The sequence below is a fragment of the Shewanella sp. N2AIL genome (assembly GCF_022690845.1).
Lineage (GTDB): Bacteria > Pseudomonadota > Gammaproteobacteria > Enterobacterales > Shewanellaceae > Shewanella > Shewanella baltica.
This window is the reverse complement of the sequence record NZ_JALBYT010000052.1, coordinates 1-18,447: the sequence shown is the minus strand read 5'-3', so window position 1 is coordinate 18,447 and position 18,447 is coordinate 1. Positions and strand designations below refer to the sequence as shown.

The window sequence follows — 18,447 nt, the reverse complement described above, 5'->3', positions numbered from 1 at the left end:
ATCGCCAAGCGCCTAATTTAGGTTAACGTGCAAACGTTAGACTAAAGGAGCGGTAGTTCAGTTGGTTAGAATACCGGCCTGTCACGCCGGGGGTCGCGGGTTCGAGTCCCGTCCGCTCCGCCAACATAAAGATGAAAGCCTTTACAGCAATGTAGAGGCTTTTTTCGTTGTGGAGAAATTGACATTATTGGTGATGTCTCAAGCTGTTATTCATCCAACTTTTCAATCACTGTACCGCCGACTTCTCTTGAGCTGGTTAAATATCAAACTCTTACTGCTTGATAAATACTCTTCCTCACAAGATTCCACCTGTTTCTTGTTATTTTTAGCTGCTTAATAGGGCTTATTTTGATGTGTTTATTGTTAAGTAAATACTTAAATTCCAAGAATGATTGAAATTGAATTATTTGCCCCAAGATAGTCTTAAGTGCTGCAGTTTTGTAGCGTCCATCACTGAGGTCAATGCCATGCTTTATGATTTAACGGTTGTACAATTTAGCAAGATGCTGAAAAATTTAAGCGTTATTCTTGAAAAGGGCGAATGCTTCGCAAACCTCAAGAAAGTCGATATGGCGGTCCTATTAAACTCACGCTTAGCGCCGGATCAATTTAATCTTATTCGCCAAGTTCAAATTGCCTGCGATACTGCCAAAATTGGCGTGGCACGTTTGACCGATAACTTAGATACAGTGCCAAAGCACGATGATAGCGAAACGACTTTAGCTGATTTGCAAGCGCGTATTAGCTCAGTATTAGATTACTTAGCGACGTTCAAAGCGGATGATTTTGCTAATGCGGCCACGATCCATGTCTCACAACCACGTTGGGAAGGAAAATATCTTACGGGTTATGAGTTTGCTATTGAGCATGCGATTCCGAACATTTACTTCCATGTAACAACAGCCTACGCGATTTTGCGCCACAACGGTGTTGAAATTGGCAAGAAAGATTACCTTGGCGCTATGCCATATAAGTCGTAAATCTAGGCTAGATGTAGTACTGTTGCGCAGCCTAATTGTTGCGCAGCCTAATTGTTGCGCAGCAGCGCTTTGCCGCTTGAGCTTACCAACCTTTCTGCATTACCACCTGTTCTTTCTCTACCTATGTTATGCCGCTTTGTCGCTGGAAATTTAGAGCTCGTTAGGGTTCTGTTACGCCGATGAAGTCAATCAATACTCAGTTTTTCATTTCGACCTTACGTCTCGATTATTTTTATCCTGTTAGCATGTAATTTAATTTTGTTGGCTTAGGTAAAAGATATGGGCCGTAAGTTTATGAGTCGCCAAATTATCTATTACTTAAATAGTGAATGGCGAATTGACTCATTATAAAGATGACCTGTTTGTTCGTTTTGAGCAGGGATTTACTGGAAGAGCCTATTTAAGGTTCTAATTAAAGGAGTTAGCTATGTCTATCGAATCTCAAGCCGTCGAGAGTCCAACGGATGCAACGACAACTAAGAGCAAGAAAGCAAAAAAAGCCGCTATTACTAGTGGTTTGCGCCTCAAAGACAAGTTGACCCAAGACACTCGCCGCCGAATTGAAATTCTGCACGAGCAACGCCAACTATCCAATCGTTTCGGCGTGGATATAGAAATTGACTAAAGCCATTGGCTTGTCGCTAAGTATTGGATATCACATCTAGATATTTAGCCAGCATGTACAGCTTCACGACGCCCGTCGTGGGGCTTGCTCACTCTCCTTAAACATTCACTTCTTAAATTCATATTCCATTATCGTGACCATCTCGCCCATATAATCTTCCCGTGAAATCTTTGACCAACCAAGCGTTTGATAAAATTCTGCTTTGTCTGCGGTAAACAAATAGATTTTTTGTAATCCGAGTGCTTTGGCATAATTAACGACGGCATTGACTAATAATTTCCCTAAGCCTTTATTTCGATAGTGTGGATTAACATACACATTGGCCAGCCAAGGGCTTAAGTCGGTTCGGGTATCCATATCTGCTGCGGTTAATGAGGAGGAGCCCATGACTTGGTTAGCGTCTTCACAGATAAACATCTTAGGAATGGCGGCGTCGGTGAGGTACTCGCTCATCTGCTCAATGAGTGTGGTGACTGTGGCGTCCGCGGAACTTAAATGTGCCCATTCTTGATGATGCCATTGTGCCAGCTGTGGAATGTGCTGCGGGGCCGATTTTAGGTCGATAACTTTCATATAAATCTCTGACGTGTGTTATGCAAAGGGCTTAATGGTGCGACATAGTGGCACGAATACTTAAGTCCGTTCGCTGGTCTGAATGATGTGGTGGCAGGTTTGATTGAGCATGGTTTGGCTGAGTATACCGCTTAACTCGGGATCGGCAGAAATACGCTGGCTTCGAGACCACCCTGTTTCGCGTGGCTAAAGCTAAGTTCGCCCTGATAACTGTCGACGATATCTTTACAGATTGATAATCCTAAGCCATGGCCTTGGATGCTTTCATCTAGTCGAATGCCGCGCTCGATGATAATCGACAATGCGGCATCGGAGACGCCTTCGCCATCATCGCTGACTATGATCCCATAACCTGCGGTGGGAGCCGTTTGATGCACTATACGGATCTCAATGTTCTTGCGGCTATGTTTGCAGGCGTTATCCAGTAAATTGCCTAAGAGTTCGAGTAAGTCATCGCGGTCAAATGGCATCACTAAGCTATTCGCGTAATGGCTATGAATAATGCGGTCTGGGTAGATACGCTGCATCACTTGAATCAGCGGCGCGAGGTCGTCATCGAGCACGGTATAACGCCCCGGAGTGGACAGGCCGACTATCTTAGTGCGCTTAAGCTCTCTCTCAATGATGTGGTGCAGGTTTGCGAGCACCTTGCTGCCCTCACTCCTCTGTTCTGGTGGAAGGCTTTCTAGGTAGGACTGCAGCCCTTGTAGCGGACGTTTCATTTCGTGGGCTAAGTTACCCAAGGCATTACGGGAGCGTTGTACTCGTTGGCCCAATTGATTGACTAAACGATCTATCTCCTCAATCAGCGGGATGATTTCGCTCGGCATTTGGTCTGGATTGATTTCTTGCCCTTGGGTGCGCATCTGCCGTATGGCTTCAGGCATCTGCTCTAAGGGTTTAAAGCCGCGTTTAAGTAGCTGATACTGCGCCAGTAATAGAATAATAATCGTGAGCAACACCGCCGCACTGGCAAAGGCTAAAAATTGCACTTGGGTCTGTTCGAGCTCGCTGATGTCTTCTGTTACCCACAGGGTCACTAATTGATCATCTTTGATTACGGCCTGACTGAACATCAGCCAATGTTCTTTGCCGACAAACTCAGTGGCTTGGTGGTGCTCACCCGCGGCCAGCTTCGGCATGTTCACGTTATGGTCGAATAGGGAGCGTGAGCGCAGGGTTTGTTCGCCGATTTGAATTGCAAAATAATGCCCAGAATTAACCCTGTGGTACACATTGGGTAAACGGTCGGTAGTAAGCGCCCAGGTGCCATCGGGATTGTTATTCAGGGCGGAGATCAGGCTGTCGGCATCGTGCTGTAATCGCGAGGCAACAAAGTCTTGGGTTAATACTTGGATACCTTGGTACAGAAAATACAGTAACAGCACCATGGCAAAGGTGAGCGTGATCAGCAGATTGCGCGTCAGATAACCCTTGAGTGAATACACGCCTTTTACTCCTTGAGTCGATAACCTTGGCCGCGACGGGTTTCGATATAATCCTTGCCTAAGCGCTGACGCAGGCGGTTGACGTACACTTCGATGACATTGCTGTCTTTGATTTGATCTTCTTCGTAAATGCGTTCACTGAGCTCTGACTTAGAGACGATTTTGCTGGGATTGACCATTAAATAATGCAGTAGGCGATATTCAATCTTAGTCAGCTCTATCACTTCACCGTCGACATTGGTGACGGCTTGTTTGTCGACATCGAGGGAGACGCCCGCATGTTGCAACACATTGTCGGCGCGGCCAAAGTGGCGGCGGATCAACACTTCGAGCCTTGCGAGTAGTTCTTCAATATGAAAAGGCTTGCCGAGGTAATCATCGGCTCCCGCCTTGAGGCCATCGACCCGCTCGTGCCACGCATCGCGGGCGGTGAGGATCAGCACTGGCATGGCTAAGCCTTTTTGTCGCCATTGGCCGAGGACTTGTAAACCGGGTTTGCCGGGTAAACCGAGATCGAGGATCACGGCTTCGAAGTTTTCTTCTTCGCCTAAAAAGGCACCGTCGATACCGTTATCGGCGTGCTCGACGGTATAACCCGCCTTGTTAAGGGCGGGAATGAGGCGCGCGACCAGATCGGTATCATCTTCAATCAATAGCAAACGCACCAGTCGACCTTTTCCTTTAGCCACTCGCCGGTTTTGGCGTCAATCTTGATTTCATACACTATGCCATCGTCACGAAGGATTTCGAGTTCGTAGATGATCCTGCCATGTTTTTGCTCGACTTCGAGATCGAGCAACCGTCCCTTTAGTCGTGATTCATAGCGTTGCATTATGGTGTCGAAGGGCAAAACCTTGCCCTCCTTAACCCACTCGACCACCTTGTTTGAAAGATCATCGTCGTGGGCATTGCAGCTGGGGCTGCTAATCATCCCAACGGCCAAAGCCAGGAATATTAACGGTATCTTCATCGAATATGCCCTTTTCTGCGAGGTTGTGACAATTGCTGCATTGACTGAATGAGCCGACTTTGGGGTTATCTTGCACCATACGTCTTGGGATCTCATCGTGTTTGCGAATAAAAAATGCCTGTTCTGTGATCTTCTGCGGCCCAGCGCCTGCAAGCAGTGGCGTGCTGTTTTTCATCACCTTACCATTTTGCGCCGCATGTTGAACCAGATATTCCTCAATTCTAGCAGTGACTTGAGGATCTAGGCTGGCGTTGTCACCAAAGTGATTCTCAAGATTTGCGGTAATGGCGCGCCACTTGTCGGCGGGGAGTAAGTTCGCGGGGTAAGCCATGTGGCAGCTGCCACATTCTGCCGTATATTCCGCATTTTGTGGAATGGCGCGGCTAAGCCCGCGGCCATCGTCCGCATAGCCTGTGCCGGTTAAGGTTAGGCTGACACCGATAACGCCAATGGCTAATGCCGCAGCTGTGAGTGATGAACCTAAGAACCAGCTAATTGGGTGTGCTTGTTTAGTCATGACATCTTCCTTTTTGTGCCGTTACCTTCTGTGGAAGGTGTTGAAATTAATTGATCTAATTGAATGAGTGATAAGGTCGAAATTTGGCGGCTATTGCAGGCTTAACCAGAGTAAGGCATCGCCTTTCTCCTGCGGCGTGCAGTCGCGTTTAAAGGTCCAGTTACAGTTACGGGTAAACCATTTCTCGATTTTGGCTGAGTCGGTTAACCGATCTGCGGTAATCGACGGCGCCATAGGGTCAATGGATTTACGGGTGTTTTGGTGCATCCCCATGTCGGTGACTTTGGCGGTATGGCAACTGGCGCAGCTGCGACCGTCCATGTCCTGTAGCCAAAGCTTTTGTCCTGCGGCGGCGGTAAAGGGTCCAGCGCCTTGGGCTTGATAGTTTTGCAGCTGCGTGCCGATGCGCTCAGCGCTCAGTGGTAGGCTTTGCACTTTACTGTTGGCGGCGCTAACGCTAAGGCTACTCAGCAGCAAGGTTGAAATTGTGACGATAGCAAGGCGACTTGTATTCGAGTGTCTGGTTAATCTGTTCATAGGGCATTCCTTTTGGGCTGGATGTCTTGTTGCTAAGCAAAATGGCTAATGGATTAATCTTCTTGTTCCACAGGGCGTTGTTTCTTGCCCGTGACCATGGCTCTGACTAAGTTTTCTTTGTGTAGCAGGCTGCTGACGATGACGCCACCAACATGGATGACCACAAGGAACACTGTGAAGTTGGCAAAGAATTCATGGACTTCTTTTATGGCGCCTTCGGGCCAAGTGGCGAAAAAGCTTGTGGCTAATGGGCCGTGTCCGTCGGTGGCGTACAGAGCCATGCCCGAGAATCCCGTGATGGCGATGCTGGCAATCAAGGCCACTATCATCATTGCTCCAGCGGGGTTATGGCCTATGTAGTCTTTGGCTTTGTCTGTGATGAGCCCTTTGAGGTACACCAGCACTTCTTTAGGGCGAGTGATAAAGTTGCTAAAGCGCGCATAGTGGGTACCAATCACGCCCCACAGCAGACGAAACACCAGTAAAATTAAGACGCTGTAACCTGCGTAACTGTGGATGGTCATCCACTCGTCTTCGCCTTCAGTGAGGTAGGCTAAGGTGAAAAAGCCGACGAGAGACCAATGGAATATGCGGATCAACAGGTCCCAGACTTTGATGGTTTGCAGTGTGTTTGATGACATGGTGTGACGCTCCTAAGTGAGTTTAGGTGTAGGCTACTTAACCCAAACTTAAACCTCGCTTAAATTTTGAGGGGCGAACATTTAGTGAATTGGTGGCGTTAAGTGGCGCGCTTGCCTGGGTGACGAGCCTTAAATATCAACGAAAGCTCGCTTGTTAACCTCTTGGTATTACGGTAAATTCTGCCACCTCAACCGAGTGAAGGGACTAACTTATCTATGTCTACCGCCGTTATTCGCGCTTTCATCAGCCGCAATCCGAGTCGTAAATCATTTTTTATTTATGCGGTTTTATTATTTTTGACTGAAGTCTTAATCGCTTTATATGCGCCTGCGGGTTTTATTCGTGGTTTTGTGGGCGATGTATTGGTGGTGATCTTACTGTTTTGCATGGTGCGGGCTGTCGTTCCTCTAGCAGTCAATTCGGTCGCCAATAGTAAAGACGAGGGCATTAAGCGCTTATTTCAAACTCCTTGGCTGGCGTTTGCGGTATTGCTGTTTGCCTTTGCTATCGAGTTTGGCCAGTATTGGGGTTTAGTCGACAAGCTAGGCTTGGGCGGAAATCGCTTGGCGCGGATAGTGATAGGTAGCCATTTTGATCCACTCGATCTCGTGGCATATTTTGTCGGTTACTTGATCTTATTGGGCTGCTATTGGAAAAGCCCCCAGTCCTAGTGATTTGAATCCGCAAGAGCCACGCGACGTGTGTTTTCGCGGACAGGCGAGATAAGTGGGGTAAAGGATGCAACCGATAACGGCATTTTCACTGCTAACAGCACGTACTGATGGACTTGAGCCTAATCCACTGAAAATGCCTTTGTATTTCAATGGCCAACATACTCATACCTTTATTGCTGGTCGAGTGATTGAAGGCCAATATCGCTGCGTTTTACCCAATAAAACCTCGGGGTATCTGGTCATCACTTCTTTTGATTGTCCCTTCGAAGAATCAACCGAGTTTAGCCTGCTTGATGAAGCGTTTAAGCTCATTGCGACGACATCTTTGGCGCAAATGTATGATTCATTTTTACTGCACTCACACTGGCCCATAGCCGATAACCGCTTGCGACTGCACTATTACGGTCAGTTTGTGCTGGATTTAGTCATTACTGCGGGCAGCTCTTGGTTAACAACTCGGCCGAAACTTAAGCTGATTGAAGTTGTTGATCCCCAAAGCGATCCGCAAACGGCCGCCGCTATGGCCGAATTGGCTCAGCGTTTAGCGGCCATCGAAAAGTCACTAATGTGGGACTAAAAATGGCGTCATCTGCTGATTTAACCATGCCATAAAGACTTGCAGGCGTTTAGATAGGTGCCGCCTGTGGGGATACAGCAAGCTTACAGACATAGGTGGCGCAGGGTAATTTGGCAGGATCTCGACCAACTCTCCAGTGTGTAAATATTTAGCCACCCCTATGCTGGGGACTTGAATGATCCCCAGCCCCGCCAAGCAGGCTGAGCTATAGGCATCGGCATTATTTACCGTTATCAATTTAGGCAGTTGGATAGTAAGGTTCCCTTGATGAGTGTGGGGATCTTGATATTCAAAGCCTGAGTCAGTGCCGCCTAATTGGCTTACGTAGTGGACGAGTTTGTGGTTTTGTTGGGTCAAATCTTCAAGGCTTTCGGGTTTACCGTATTTGGCAATATAAGCTGGGCTGACACAGTTCAGCATCTTAAAATGCCCCAGCTTTTTCGCTATCAGTCCTTCTTGCTGCACACTGCCGACCCTAATCACACAATCGAACCCTTCGGCAATGACATCCACCTTACGATCTGTGCTGCTTAGTTCAAGCTCGATATGCGGATATTGCTCAATAAATTCAGCCAGTTTAGGGAGCACTAAGTTGCGGGCAATGCCCGTCGACATATCGACTCTGAGCCGTCCCGACACTTGCTCGGCTTGCAGTTGGAACAGGCTTTCTAATTCTTGAAATTCCGCCAGTAAGCTTTTACAACGCTCATAACAACTCTGGCCATCTTGGGTTAAGCGTACCGTCCGCGTGGTGCGTTGCAACAAGCGCGCGCCTAGAAAGGTTTCGAACTGCGCCACCACATTTGACACATGGGTTTTCGATAGGCCTAAGCTGACGCTCGCTTGGGTAAAGCTTTGTAATTCAGCGACCCGCATAAAAATTTGCATGGCTTGCAGTCTATCTTGCACGGCGATTGTCCTTTATTGGCTAACAGTCTTAGCATTTATAGTGTGTTTATCTCGTTAATTGCAAGTAATAAGCTGTGTGCAGTTAATTAGGCCTCAAGGCTTAGGTTTTACTTCCTGCGACGATTATAAGGACTGACCATGAATACGACTCCAATTGCACTTATCACTGGCGCTAGCCGCGGTTTAGGTAAAAACACTGCCCTGAAATTAGCGGCACAGGGGATAGATATTATCCTGACCTATCAAACGAATGCTGCAGCGGCCGCTGAAGTGGTCGCCGAGATTGAATGGTTGGGACGCAAAGCGGTAGCACTGCCGCTGGATGTAAGCGATAGCGGCTCATTTGCCGAGTTTGCCACCCAAGTGAGTACTGTATTAGCCCAGACTTGGCAGCGGGAGTCGTTTAACTATTTGATTAACAATGCTGGTATCGGGATTCATGTGCCTATGGCGGAAACCAGTATCGAACAGTTCGATACCTTGATGAGCATCCACGTTAAAGGGCCGTTCTTTTTGACTCAAACCTTATTGCCGCAGCTGATGGATGGAGGAAGTATTATCAATATTTCCACCGGCTTGACGCGTTTTGCGATTCCCGGATTTGGCGCGTATGCCACTATGAAGGGCGCGGTCGAAACTATGACTAAGTATTGGGCGAAGGAGTTAGGCCCGAGGGGTATTCGGGTCAATGTGCTTGCCCCTGGGGCGATTGAAACAGATTTTGGCGGCGGTGCTGTACGGGATAATGAACAGATGAATCAGTTTTTAGCGCAGCAAACTGCGTTAGGACGTGTGGGCTTGCCGGATGATATCGGCGGCGCGATTAGTGCCTTGCTATCGCCTGCGGCCGCTTGGATTAATGCCCAGCGTATCGAAGCTTCAGGCGGTATGTTTCTTTAGGTTTTTTATAAGCATGTGATTTATTTATATGTGAGATAGAAATAAAGAAAGGGCGAATAGCCCTTTCTTTATTTATGTGACTTTTACACAGCAATCACTGCGAATGCACCATCTTCAACAACGCTTAGCTGCAACCGCTAAGAACAACTGCTGTAGCAGGTTAGAGACGTCCTTTATAGCAAGCCTCTTAGATAAATCTCCTAACAAAGCCCCTTAGAAGAAACCCAGTGGATTCACATCGTAACTCACCAAGAGATTCTTAGTATTTTGATAATGGTTGAGCATCATCTTATGGGTTTCGCGGCCAATACCGGATTTTTTGTATCCACCAAAAGCAGCATGGGCAGGATAGGCGTGGTAACAGTTAATCCACACGCGGCCCGCTTGAATGCCGCGTCCCATACGTTGAGCCGTGTTCATGTCTCGCGTCCACACACCAGCGCCTAAGCCGTACTCAGTATCGTTAGCGATCGCTAAGGCTTCGGCTTCATCTTTGAAAGTGGTGACCGAAATCACAGGGCCGAAGATTTCCTCTTGGAAGATACGCATCTTATTGTGGCCTTTCATAATGGTTGGGCTGATGTAGTAGCCTTCGCTTTGGCCGCCATCGAGTTGGCAAAGTGTGCCGCCCAGTAGCACTTCTGCACCTTCAGCCTTACCTATGGCTAAGTAACTTAAGATCTTATCGAACTGTTCTTTGGAGGCTTGAGCCCCCACTTGAGTGTCGGTATCTAAGGGATCGCCTTGCTTAATGGTTTGGGCGCGGGCGAGCACTTTTTCGATGAAGCGATCGAAAATCGACTCTTGGACTAGCACCCGTGACGGGCAAGTACAGACTTCGCCTTGGTTAAAGAAGGCCAGCAACATACCTTCGACGGCTTTATTTAAATATTCGTCTTCATGGTCCATTACATCGGCAAAAAATACGTTCGGCGACTTACCGCCAAGCTCAACAGTTGATGGGATTAAGGATTCGGCGGCGCATTTTAAAATGTGATAGCCAATTTCGGTGGAGCCCGTAAACGCAAGTTTAGCGATGCGTTTGCTGGTGGCCAGTGCTTGTCCTGCTTCGGCACCAAAGCCGTTGACTACGTTAAGAATACCCGCGGGTAATAGGTCTTCAATCAGTTCGAGTAAGACCAGAATCGAGACTGGCGTTTGCTCTGCAGGCTTGAGTACCACACAGTTCCCCGCCGCTAGCGCTGGGGCGATTTTCCATGCCGCCATCAAGAGCGGGAAATTCCAAGGAATGATCTGCCCGACCACGCCCAAGGGCTCTGGGAAGTGATAGCTGACTGTGTTGCCGTCGATATCGGCGGCGCTGCCTTCCTGTGCGCGGATACAACCGGCAAAGTAGCGGAAGTGATCGACGAATAAGGGTAAGTCGGCGTTTAAGGTTTCACGCACCGCTTTACCGTTTTCCCAGGTTTCGGCGACGGCTAAATATTCGAGATTTTGTTCGACCCGATCGGCAATACGCAGTAATAGGTTTGAGCGTTCGGTGACTGAGGTTTTACCCCATGCTTCTTTGGCTGCGTGGGCGGCATCTAATGCTAATTCAATATCTTGGGCATCGGATCGCGGGATTTGGCAAAAGTTTTGGCCATTCACGGGTGAGCGATTGTCGAAGTATTTGCCATTGACCGGGGCGACCCATTTACCACCGATAAAGTTTGCATATTTTTCTTTGAAGTTAACGATTGCGCCTGCGGTTCCGGGTTGAGCATAAATCATAGAATCATTCCTTCTTGTTGATTAGCTTAGTGTTCTCTAACGTAACACTTGAGACTTGCATACCTAAGGTGCATCGCAAGGAGGGTGCCAAACTGGCAAGAGTTGTACACTTGTTGTGCTAACAGTATGATGAAAAGCTAATTTTGCAGATTTGAAACAGTATGGGCACTCAGGGAGTGAGGTGTGTCCTGTGGTCACTTTGTCATCGAACGGCACACTCAAGTGTGCCGAAACGGAACACAGCTCGGGGGAGCACGGCTATGACAGTTAAACCGCATTTACCATCGACACAGGCGTGGTTGGCCGATTCGTGGCAGCGCAGTATTGGCGCTGGCTTGTCCGAATTTAAGTTACCCCAAGAGCTTAGGCTCGATGCTAGCGAACTAAAACAGAAACATGAGCAATATCAAATGCTCATAGCATTAGTGCAATCCCATGCCCTGCCTTTGTTTAATCAGTTGATGGCGCATTCTAATAGCCGACTCTTGCTCTCCGATGCCGAGGGTTATGTGCTTAGGCACTGGGGCGTGAGCCGCTACTCCACAAAACTGGCGGACGTGGCTTTGGATATCGGGGTGAATTGGCTCGAACAGCACAAAGGCACTAATGCGATAGGGACGGCACTCACCGCCAAGCAAGCCGTATCTGTAGTGGGTGAGCAGCATTTTATTCGCCAGAATCGTTTTATGAGTTGCACTGCTTGCCCAATATTTTCCCCCAAAGGTGAGATGCTTGGGGTGATCGATATCACCAGCGAGCAGCAAAGACACACTCAGCAGACGCTGATGTTAGTGTCGAGTTTGGCGCAGCAGGTCGAGACCGCGCTCTTGTGTCATTTGCCCGATAGCCGTTATCGAATCGATTTAGCGGCGCAGCCAAATTTACTGAATTCGGGTTGGCAGGGCATAGTGATTGCCGATAGTGATGGTCGCATTGTGGGGTGCAATCCCATGGCGAAACAATTGCTTAATCAAGCTAAGGTGGGTGATAGCGTAGAGCAGTACTTAGGCGATAATTGGAGCCGTGCGGGTGGCTTTAATCAGCATTTAGACTTGCATCTACAGACTCAGTCCTTAAATATTCCTAGCATCAAGAGTCGGGTAGCGACTAGCAATAAATCGCTTAATCAACTGGGCGTGCGGTTTCGCGACCCTCAACTTGAGCGCGCATGGCAACATGCCAATAAGGTGATCACCAAGCAAATTCCGCTGTTAGTGCTCGGTGAAACCGGCGTCGGTAAAGAGCAGTTTGTTAAAAAACTCCACGCCCAGAGTGCGCGGCGCAGCGAGCCCTTAGTGGCGGTGAACTGTGCCGCATTGCCCGCTGAGTTAGTCGAATCTGAACTCTTTGGTTATCAGGCGGGCGCGTTTACTGGAGCAAACCGCACTGGATTTATCGGCAAAATTCGCCAAGCCCACGGCGGTTTTTTGTTTTTAGATGAAATTGGCGAAATGCCGCTGGCGGCACAGAGTCGTTTACTCAGGGTATTGCAGGAGCGCGAAGTGGTGCCCGTTGGCAGTAATCAAAGTTTTAAAGTTGATATCCAAATCATTGCCGCGACCCATATGGATTTAGAGCAACAAGTGGCGCAGGGGCTGTTTCGGCAGGATTTATTCTATCGGTTAAATGGCTTGCAAGTGCGTTTGCCTGCGCTGCGGGAGCGGCAGGATATCGAGCGTATCATCCATAAATTGCATCGTAAACATCGCATTGCGCCGCAGGCGATCTGCCCTGAACTGTTAGGACAGATGATGCAACACGACTGGCCCGGCAATTTGCGTGAGCTGGATAACCTCATGCAAGTCGCTTGCTTGATGGCTGAAGGGGATGACACTTTAACTTGGCAGCATTTACCCGATTATCTTGCACAAAAATTAGCGGGCGAGCCGTTAACAGTGGATCCGTTAAACACACAGCTGTTAAATGAAGAGCAGCCGTTAGGTGAAGAGGTTAAAACCGGTCAAAACTCCGCATCATATCCGCTGGCTGGCAAAATTGTGAGTGACAAAGTTACAAGTGGCAACACTGCGACGTTGCCAACTGCCACTGCGGTGCAATCGGATTCTCTCTACGAGGCGATTTATAGCAATGTGCTACAGGCATACCAAGCCTCTGATGGTAATGTGAGCCAATGTGCCAAGCGTTTGGGGATCAGCCGTAATGCCTTGTATCGTCGATTAAAACAGATGGGACTTAAGGGTTAATATTAGCTCGCGGCGCTTATCAGTAAGTGTAATAAACAACGCAAAGCTCGCTTATCACGCCCATGACTAACCAACTCGCAATGGACTAAAACTGTGAGATTTTAGTCCATAAACTCCGATTTCGGAGTCAGGTAAAATGAGGTCTTGTTGTAGCTTATTCATGCCTAATAGGTTTTATTGATTCATATAATCGATAAAGATCCTTTCTTTTAATTATAAATTCAGAACTATACTGCGGGCAGGCAGAAAAGAGCTTGGCGTTATGCATAGAGAGGAACTGTTATGCATCTGACTAAAAGCCTTTTAATTATTTCTATGGGTCTGGCATTAAATGTACAGGCTCAAACTTTACCAACAAATACCCTGACACGTGACAATGGCGCCCCTGTGGGTGATAACCAAAACTCGACCACAGCGGGCAGTAATGGCAGCGTGTTATTGCAAGATGTGCAGCTTATTCAGAAGCTACAACGCTTTGCCCGTGAACGTATTCCTGAGCGGGTTGTTCACGCCAGAGGCACAGGTGTGCACGGTGAGTTTGTATCGAGTGGTGATTTTAGTTATCTGACTCAAGCGGCACCCTTTGCACAGAATGGCAAAGTCACGCCTGTGTTTGTGCGTTTTTCTACTGTTATCCACTCGAAAGGTTCGCCAGAAACGCTGCGCGACCCCCGTGGATTTGCGACCAAATTTTATTCGGACCAAGGTAACTGGGACTTAGTGGGTAATAACTTACCCATATTCTTTATTCGCGATGCGATCAAGTTTCCAGACATGGTGCATTCGCTCAAACCATCGCCTGTGACCAATATGCAAGATCCGAATCGTTTTTTCGATTTTTTTAGCCACGAAGCGGGCTCGACCCATATGTTGACTCAGGTTTACAGTAACTTAGGTGTACCTGCCAGTTATCGTGAAATGGACGGTTGGGGCGTGCATGCTTACAAGTTTATTAACCAAGACAAGCAAGTGAAATACGTTAAGTTTCACTGGAAGAGTCAGCAAGGTGTAAAAGGCTTGCGCCCTGATGAAGTGGTTAAGGTACAAGGTCAAAACTTTAATCATTTGACCGATGATCTCTATGGCGAGATCAATAAAGGTAATTTCCCTAAATGGGATTTATACGTCCAATTACTCGACCCAAGTGAGCTGAATAAGTTTGATTACAACCCGTTAGATGCCACTAAAGTATGGCCAAATGTGCCTGAACAAAAAGTCGGTACTATGACGCTTAATCGCATGCCAGCAAACTTCTTTCAAGAAACTGAGCAAGCGGCATTTGCGCCATCGAATTTGATCCCTGGGATTGAGCCTTCGGAAGACAGATTATTGCAAGGTCGTATGTTCTCCTACGCCGATACTCAGCTGTATCGACTCGGCGCGAATTTGTCGCAATTGCCGATTAATAAACCCTTAGTGGCGGTGGCAAATCATAACCAAGAAGGCGCGGGCAATATCGGGCATACCCAGTCCGATGTGAATTATCAACCGAGCGTACATTTAGCCTTGGCCGAAGATAATCGTTATCGGGCGGTAACGACTGCGCTCAGTGGCACAGTGCAACAAACGGCTATTAGCAAGCAGGATAACTTTAGCCAAGCGGGCGTTTTTTACCGCAGCTTGAGCAAGCAAGATAGAGCCGATTTGATCACTAACTTGGCCGGTGACTTAGGCAAAGTGAACGATGCTAAGGTGAAACATCAAATGCTGAGTCACTTTTATCGTGCAGACCCAGAGTTTGGTGAGCGCTTAACCAAGGCTGTAAAAGGTGATTTGGCCGACGTTAAACAGCGTTCAATTTAACGCATCATTTTAGAGCGATTTGGTGCAGATTCGCGTTAAACCGCTCAAACCCAGTAAGTCCCGCAAGGCGTAATCAAGCTCTTTTCTGCCCAGTTTAAGAGGGCGTCTTGCGGGCATTTCGTCACCTCTTATTGTTTAAATCTCTATTTTTGCTGCGCGGGAGTTATTGATGAAACACAATATTACTATCTTATTATTGATGATTGCGGCATTGAGTATGTCGGTCGTGATGGGCGCAGGTTCGGCTCAGGCATCCGCAACTGTCAGCCAAGCGGACGAGCCCGATGCTGCACAAGTGCAATTGCTGGTGGACTACTTTTTTGCTGCCGCGCGTACTGGCGATATCACAGTGCTTGAGCATTTTCTCGATGCGGGCTTCCCTATTGACCAGAGAAATAGTCAATCCTATACCGCGCTAATGGTGGCGGCTTATAACGGCCAAGAGGCAGCAACAGATGTATTACTTGAGCATGGTGCTAATGCTTGTTTGCAAGATAAGCGTGGTAATACGGCAATCATGGGCGCTGTGATTAAGGCCGAATTCAATATCGTAAAGCGGCTATACGCGAAAGAATGCGATGCGAACCTAACGAATAATGCCGGAATGACTTTGGTTGAGTTTGCCCGCTACTGGGGTCAAAGCGGCGCTTTACAGCAGGCGAGTTTAAAGCAATAAAGACGCTAGATCTTGCCATCTCTTGCGCTTGATCACTTTTGGTCATTATCTTTAATCTGTTTAGATCTCAGCATTTACTATTAGCAATAAGTCTGCTTGTTAATGATGTCTATGCCTTTTATGGTAACTTTTTGAATATCGTTTAATACGGTTTGGCCTTCGGAGAGCGATTTATGTTTGATGCCTTACTACTGACGCAAGAAGATAAACTTACGTTTGCTCAAGTTTCACAAATCACAGAAGCTGATTTGCCAGAAGGGGAAGTCTTGGTTGATGTCGCCTATTCCTCGCTGAATTATAAAGATGGTTTAGCTGTGACGGGTGCTGGCAAAATCATTCGTCAGTTTCCTATGGTACCAGGCATCGATTTTGCGGGCGTGGTGCGCGAATCGACGGATGCAAGATACCAAGTTGGCGATCAGGTGATTTTGACGGGCTGGGGCGTGGGCGAAAACCACTGGGGTGGTATGGCGCAAAAAGCGCGAGTTAAAGCCGACTGGCTGGTGCCCATGCCGCAAGGTTGTGATGCCGCTAAATCCATGATGATAGGCACGGCTGGGCTTACGGCTATGTTGTGCGTGCAAGCGCTGCAACAGGCTGGGATAACACCGCAAAGTGGGGATATTCTTGTCACAGGTGCCAGTGGTGGTGTGGGTTCTGTGGCGGTAACTTTGCTCGCCAATGCTGGCTATCGTGTGGTCGCCTGCAGTGGTCGAGTTGAACAGAATGCGCCTTTATTGAAGGAGCTTGGTGCTGCAGAAGTGATTGATCGCAGTGAGCTTGAACAAGATGCTAAGCCGCTTGAGGCGCAGCTCTGGGAGGGTGTGGTCGATACCGTTGGCAACAAGATCCTCGCCAAAGCATTAGCGCAAATGCAATACGGTGGCGCCGCCGCTATTTGTGGTTTAGCGGGCGGTTTTGCATTACCCACAACCGTAATGCCATTTATTTTACGAGGAGTGAGTTTGCTGGGAATCGATTCTGTTTCTTGTCCATTTGAGAAACGAAAAGCGGCGTGGGAAGCTGTGATTAAAGCACTGCCTGCACATTTCTATCAGCAAGCTTGCCAGCAGATTTCATTGGCAGAGGTGCCTGATTTCGCGAATAAAATTATCCAAGGTCAAGTCACGGGGCGTGTATTAGTTAAGCTGTAATTTAATACTATTTCGTTAAAGTTAGATTTAACGAATCTCTCTACTTTAAATAAATGGCAACACTAATGTGTTGCCATTTTCGTATTCCAATCATAAAGCGGATTTATGTCTATTTAGTTTTCACTCTGTTTTGAATTCACCATTTGGAATGGTTTCCATAATGCAGTTTAAGTCATTTTTTTAGACAAAACTGAAGTTGGTTAATGTTTCTGCCATGTTGTTTATTTGTAGCGGAGGCAACTCTTGATGCACTCACGTTTTGGAATGCATTCCATCGTTATGATGTTTATGTCTATTAAAACAACAAAGGTGATGACAGATGAGTAATGCAAATCTGCTAGGACGCCGTAATTTCATCAAAGGTTTAGGTGCCGCTACTGGCGTAGCAATGGTATCGCCTGTGATGGCAGTTTCTGAGAAAGCTGACGGTATTAAGTGGGATAAAGAGATTGAAATTCTAATCGTGGGTTCAGGTTTTGCTGGATTAGCGGCTGCAATTGAAGCGACGCGCAAGGGCGCAAAAGATGTACACATTTTCGAGAAAATGTCTTACTTCGGTGGTAATTCTGCAATCAATGGGGGTTTATTCGCAGCCCCAGGCACACCAATGCAGAAAAAAGAAGGAGTGGAAGATTCAGTTGAAAAAATGGTTGCGGATCAAATTGCCTCTGGCCGCGGTATTGCTGACGAGAGCTTATTACGGCATGTGGCTTCACATGCCGTAGAGGCGCTGCAAATGACGTTGGATGCAGGAGCTGAATTTCATCCATATTTGCAGCAATTAGGTGGTCATTCTGTTGCTCGAACTTACCAAACGAGCGTGAGTTGTGGTGCCGGTATTACGCAACCACTTTTAAAAGAGTGCCGCCGATTGGGTGTAAAGACCCATAACCGCGCTAAGTTCGAAGGCTTTTTATTGGGTGATAAGGGTAATGTTGTCGGCGTGAAAATGCGTGAAAACTATCATTTTGGTGAGGTTCAGCCTGGAAAAGTGCTAAATATTCGCACAAAACGTGGCGTGATTATGGCGACTGGAGGGTTTGCTCAAAATATCGATTTTCGTATGGCACAAGATCCGACACTGACCTCTGAAGTAGGTTGTACCAATGCGCCTGGCGCTACCGGTGAGGGCATGTTGGAAATGTTCCGTTTAGGGGCTGTACCTGTCCATCTTGCCCATATCCAATCTGGACCATGGGCTTCGCCTGATGAAGGCGGCTTTGGCTATGTATCTAATTATTCAATTTTTAACTTTCCTCATTCAATTGCCATTAACTGTATGACAGGTAAACGCTTTATGGATGAGATTGCGGACCGGAAAACACGAGCCGATGCTGAGTTGGCATGTCGTGATGCTAAAGGTGAACCGCTTCCTCCCATTTTAATTACGAGCTTTAAACCGACTTTCCGCACCTGATTTAGGAATAAATTTGCCGATACCGTTCGCCTAACACGTCGAGAATGATCTGCTGGTCCACTGTGAGTCCTGTGACTTGAGGTGGCGCCTCTCCCAACTGGTACTCG

Annotated in this window: 18 protein-coding genes, 1 tRNA gene and 1 pseudogene; 11 read left to right on the top strand and 9 right to left on the bottom strand. The window is 47.6% G+C overall.

Features of this window, described 5'->3' with window-relative positions:
* Positions 1-46: 46 nt before the first annotated feature.
* The 3 genes from MO387_RS20235 (at position 47) to MO387_RS20225 (ending at position 1,605) form a co-directional block, all read left to right on the top strand.
* Positions 47-123: transfer RNA gene (locus MO387_RS20235), tRNA-Asp, on the top strand.
* Between the two features lie 344 nt (positions 124-467).
* Positions 468-980, top strand: a complete 513-nt coding sequence (locus MO387_RS20230; protein WP_011845500.1) for a DUF1993 domain-containing protein — start codon at positions 468-470, stop codon at positions 978-980.
* A 427-nt stretch (positions 981-1,407) separates the two neighbouring features.
* Positions 1,408-1,605: a hypothetical protein gene (locus MO387_RS20225; protein WP_006079715.1), complete on the top strand. Its 198-nt coding sequence runs from the start codon at positions 1,408-1,410 to the stop codon at positions 1,603-1,605.
* A gap of 105 nt (positions 1,606-1,710) precedes the next feature.
* Here the strand turns inward: MO387_RS20225 and MO387_RS20220 are convergent, their stop codons facing one another.
* The 7 genes from MO387_RS20220 to MO387_RS20190 all read right to left on the bottom strand — a co-directional run bounded on the left by MO387_RS20220 (position 1,711) and on the right by MO387_RS20190 (position 6,291).
* Positions 1,711-2,178, bottom strand: a complete 468-nt coding sequence (locus tag MO387_RS20220; protein ID WP_107949748.1) for a GNAT family N-acetyltransferase — start codon at positions 2,176-2,178, stop codon at positions 1,711-1,713.
* Positions 2,179-2,309: 131 nt separating this feature from the next.
* Positions 2,310-3,626, bottom strand: a complete 1,317-nt coding sequence (locus tag MO387_RS20215) for a sensor histidine kinase (protein ID WP_107949746.1) — start codon at positions 3,624-3,626, stop codon at positions 2,310-2,312.
* 5 nt (positions 3,627-3,631) lie between these two features.
* Positions 3,632-4,291 (bottom strand): response regulator transcription factor, encoded by a 660-nt coding sequence (locus MO387_RS20210; protein ID WP_006079718.1) that lies wholly within the window; start codon positions 4,289-4,291, stop codon positions 3,632-3,634.
* On the bottom strand, positions 4,276-4,557 hold the full coding sequence (locus MO387_RS20205) for a PepSY domain-containing protein (protein ID WP_107949744.1): 282 nt from the start codon (positions 4,555-4,557) through the stop codon (positions 4,276-4,278). Before MO387_RS20205 ends, MO387_RS20210 begins: the two co-directional genes overlap by 16 nt.
* Positions 4,550-5,113 (bottom strand): diheme cytochrome c, encoded by a 564-nt coding sequence (locus MO387_RS20200; RefSeq protein WP_011845503.1) that lies wholly within the window; start codon positions 5,111-5,113, stop codon positions 4,550-4,552. Before MO387_RS20200 ends, MO387_RS20205 begins: the two co-directional genes overlap by 8 nt.
* A gap of 90 nt (positions 5,114-5,203) precedes the next feature.
* Positions 5,204-5,650, bottom strand: a complete 447-nt coding sequence (locus MO387_RS20195; RefSeq protein ID WP_107949742.1) for a DUF1924 domain-containing protein — start codon at positions 5,648-5,650, stop codon at positions 5,204-5,206.
* Between the two features lie 53 nt (positions 5,651-5,703).
* Complete coding sequence (locus MO387_RS20190) at positions 5,704-6,291, bottom strand: cytochrome b/b6 domain-containing protein (RefSeq protein WP_107949740.1); 588 nt, start codon at positions 6,289-6,291, stop codon at positions 5,704-5,706.
* Between the two features lie 216 nt (positions 6,292-6,507).
* Here MO387_RS20190 and MO387_RS20185 point away from each other — a divergent pair, with 216 nt between their 5' ends.
* Together MO387_RS20185 and MO387_RS20180 are read left to right on the top strand one after the other, a co-directional pair.
* Positions 6,508-6,963: a DUF2809 domain-containing protein gene (locus MO387_RS20185; protein WP_107949738.1), complete on the top strand. Its 456-nt coding sequence runs from the start codon at positions 6,508-6,510 to the stop codon at positions 6,961-6,963.
* A gap of 67 nt (positions 6,964-7,030) precedes the next feature.
* Positions 7,031-7,543, top strand: a complete 513-nt coding sequence (locus tag MO387_RS20180; protein ID WP_107949736.1) for a hypothetical protein — start codon at positions 7,031-7,033, stop codon at positions 7,541-7,543.
* On the opposite strand, the gene MO387_RS20175 is transcribed toward MO387_RS20180, so the two are convergent.
* Complete coding sequence (locus tag MO387_RS20175; protein ID WP_107949734.1) at positions 7,529-8,452, bottom strand: LysR family transcriptional regulator; 924 nt, start codon at positions 8,450-8,452, stop codon at positions 7,529-7,531. The genes MO387_RS20180 and MO387_RS20175 overlap by 15 nt on opposite strands.
* 138 nt (positions 8,453-8,590) lie before the next feature.
* Here MO387_RS20175 and MO387_RS20170 point away from each other — a divergent pair, with 138 nt between their 5' ends.
* Entirely contained in the window at positions 8,591-9,352 is a 762-nt protein-coding gene (locus tag MO387_RS20170; protein WP_107949732.1) for an SDR family oxidoreductase, read from the top strand.
* 213 nt (positions 9,353-9,565) lie between these two features.
* Here the strand turns inward: MO387_RS20170 and MO387_RS20165 are convergent, their stop codons facing one another.
* Positions 9,566-11,086, bottom strand: coding sequence for an aldehyde dehydrogenase family protein (locus MO387_RS20165; RefSeq protein ID WP_006079725.1), 1,521 nt, complete (start codon positions 11,084-11,086; stop codon positions 9,566-9,568).
* A 260-nt stretch (positions 11,087-11,346) separates the two neighbouring features.
* Here MO387_RS20165 and MO387_RS20160 point away from each other — a divergent pair, with 260 nt between their 5' ends.
* The 5 genes and pseudogenes from MO387_RS20160 to MO387_RS20140 form a co-directional block, all read left to right on the top strand.
* Positions 11,347-13,290, top strand: a complete 1,944-nt coding sequence (locus tag MO387_RS20160) for a sigma-54-dependent Fis family transcriptional regulator (protein WP_107949730.1) — start codon at positions 11,347-11,349, stop codon at positions 13,288-13,290.
* Between the two features lie 282 nt (positions 13,291-13,572).
* Positions 13,573-15,093, top strand: a complete 1,521-nt coding sequence (locus tag MO387_RS20155; RefSeq protein ID WP_107949728.1) for a catalase — start codon at positions 13,573-13,575, stop codon at positions 15,091-15,093.
* 169 nt (positions 15,094-15,262) lie between these two features.
* On the top strand, positions 15,263-15,769 hold the full coding sequence (locus MO387_RS20150; RefSeq protein WP_107949726.1) for an ankyrin repeat domain-containing protein: 507 nt from the start codon (positions 15,263-15,265) through the stop codon (positions 15,767-15,769).
* 173 nt (positions 15,770-15,942) lie between these two features.
* The gene (locus tag MO387_RS20145) at positions 15,943-16,923 is read left to right on the top strand and encodes an MDR family oxidoreductase (RefSeq protein WP_107949724.1); all 981 of its coding nucleotides are present in this window, start codon (positions 15,943-15,945) and stop codon (positions 16,921-16,923) included.
* Between the two features lie 319 nt (positions 16,924-17,242).
* Positions 17,243-18,322 (top strand): annotated as a pseudogene (locus tag MO387_RS20140) (flavocytochrome c); the annotation flags it as partial.
* Positions 18,323-18,447: the final 125 nt, after the last annotated feature.

Coding starts and splice junctions, on each gene's coding strand:
- MO387_RS20230 (WP_011845500.1), top strand. CDS start 468: ATGCTTTATGATTTAACGGTTGTACAATTTAGCAAGATGCTGAAAAAT.
- MO387_RS20225 (WP_006079715.1), top strand. CDS start 1,408: ATGTCTATCGAATCTCAAGCCGTCGAGAGTCCAACGGATGCAACGACA.
- MO387_RS20220 (WP_107949748.1), bottom strand. CDS start 2,178: ATGAAAGTTATCGACCTAAAATCGGCCCCGCAGCACATTCCACAGCTG.
- MO387_RS20205 (WP_107949744.1), bottom strand. CDS start 4,557: ATGATTAGCAGCCCCAGCTGCAATGCCCACGACGATGATCTTTCAAAC.
- MO387_RS20200 (WP_011845503.1), bottom strand. CDS start 5,113: ATGACTAAACAAGCACACCCAATTAGCTGGTTCTTAGGTTCATCACTC.
- MO387_RS20195 (WP_107949742.1), bottom strand. CDS start 5,650: ATGAACAGATTAACCAGACACTCGAATACAAGTCGCCTTGCTATCGTC.
- MO387_RS20190 (WP_107949740.1), bottom strand. CDS start 6,291: ATGTCATCAAACACACTGCAAACCATCAAAGTCTGGGACCTGTTGATC.
- MO387_RS20185 (WP_107949738.1), top strand. CDS start 6,508: ATGTCTACCGCCGTTATTCGCGCTTTCATCAGCCGCAATCCGAGTCGT.
- MO387_RS20180 (WP_107949736.1), top strand. CDS start 7,031: ATGCAACCGATAACGGCATTTTCACTGCTAACAGCACGTACTGATGGA.
- MO387_RS20170 (WP_107949732.1), top strand. CDS start 8,591: ATGAATACGACTCCAATTGCACTTATCACTGGCGCTAGCCGCGGTTTA.
- MO387_RS20165 (WP_006079725.1), bottom strand. CDS start 11,086: ATGATTTATGCTCAACCCGGAACCGCAGGCGCAATCGTTAACTTCAAA.
- MO387_RS20160 (WP_107949730.1), top strand. CDS start 11,347: ATGACAGTTAAACCGCATTTACCATCGACACAGGCGTGGTTGGCCGAT.
- MO387_RS20155 (WP_107949728.1), top strand. CDS start 13,573: ATGCATCTGACTAAAAGCCTTTTAATTATTTCTATGGGTCTGGCATTA.
- MO387_RS20150 (WP_107949726.1), top strand. CDS start 15,263: ATGAAACACAATATTACTATCTTATTATTGATGATTGCGGCATTGAGT.
- MO387_RS20145 (WP_107949724.1), top strand. CDS start 15,943: ATGTTTGATGCCTTACTACTGACGCAAGAAGATAAACTTACGTTTGCT.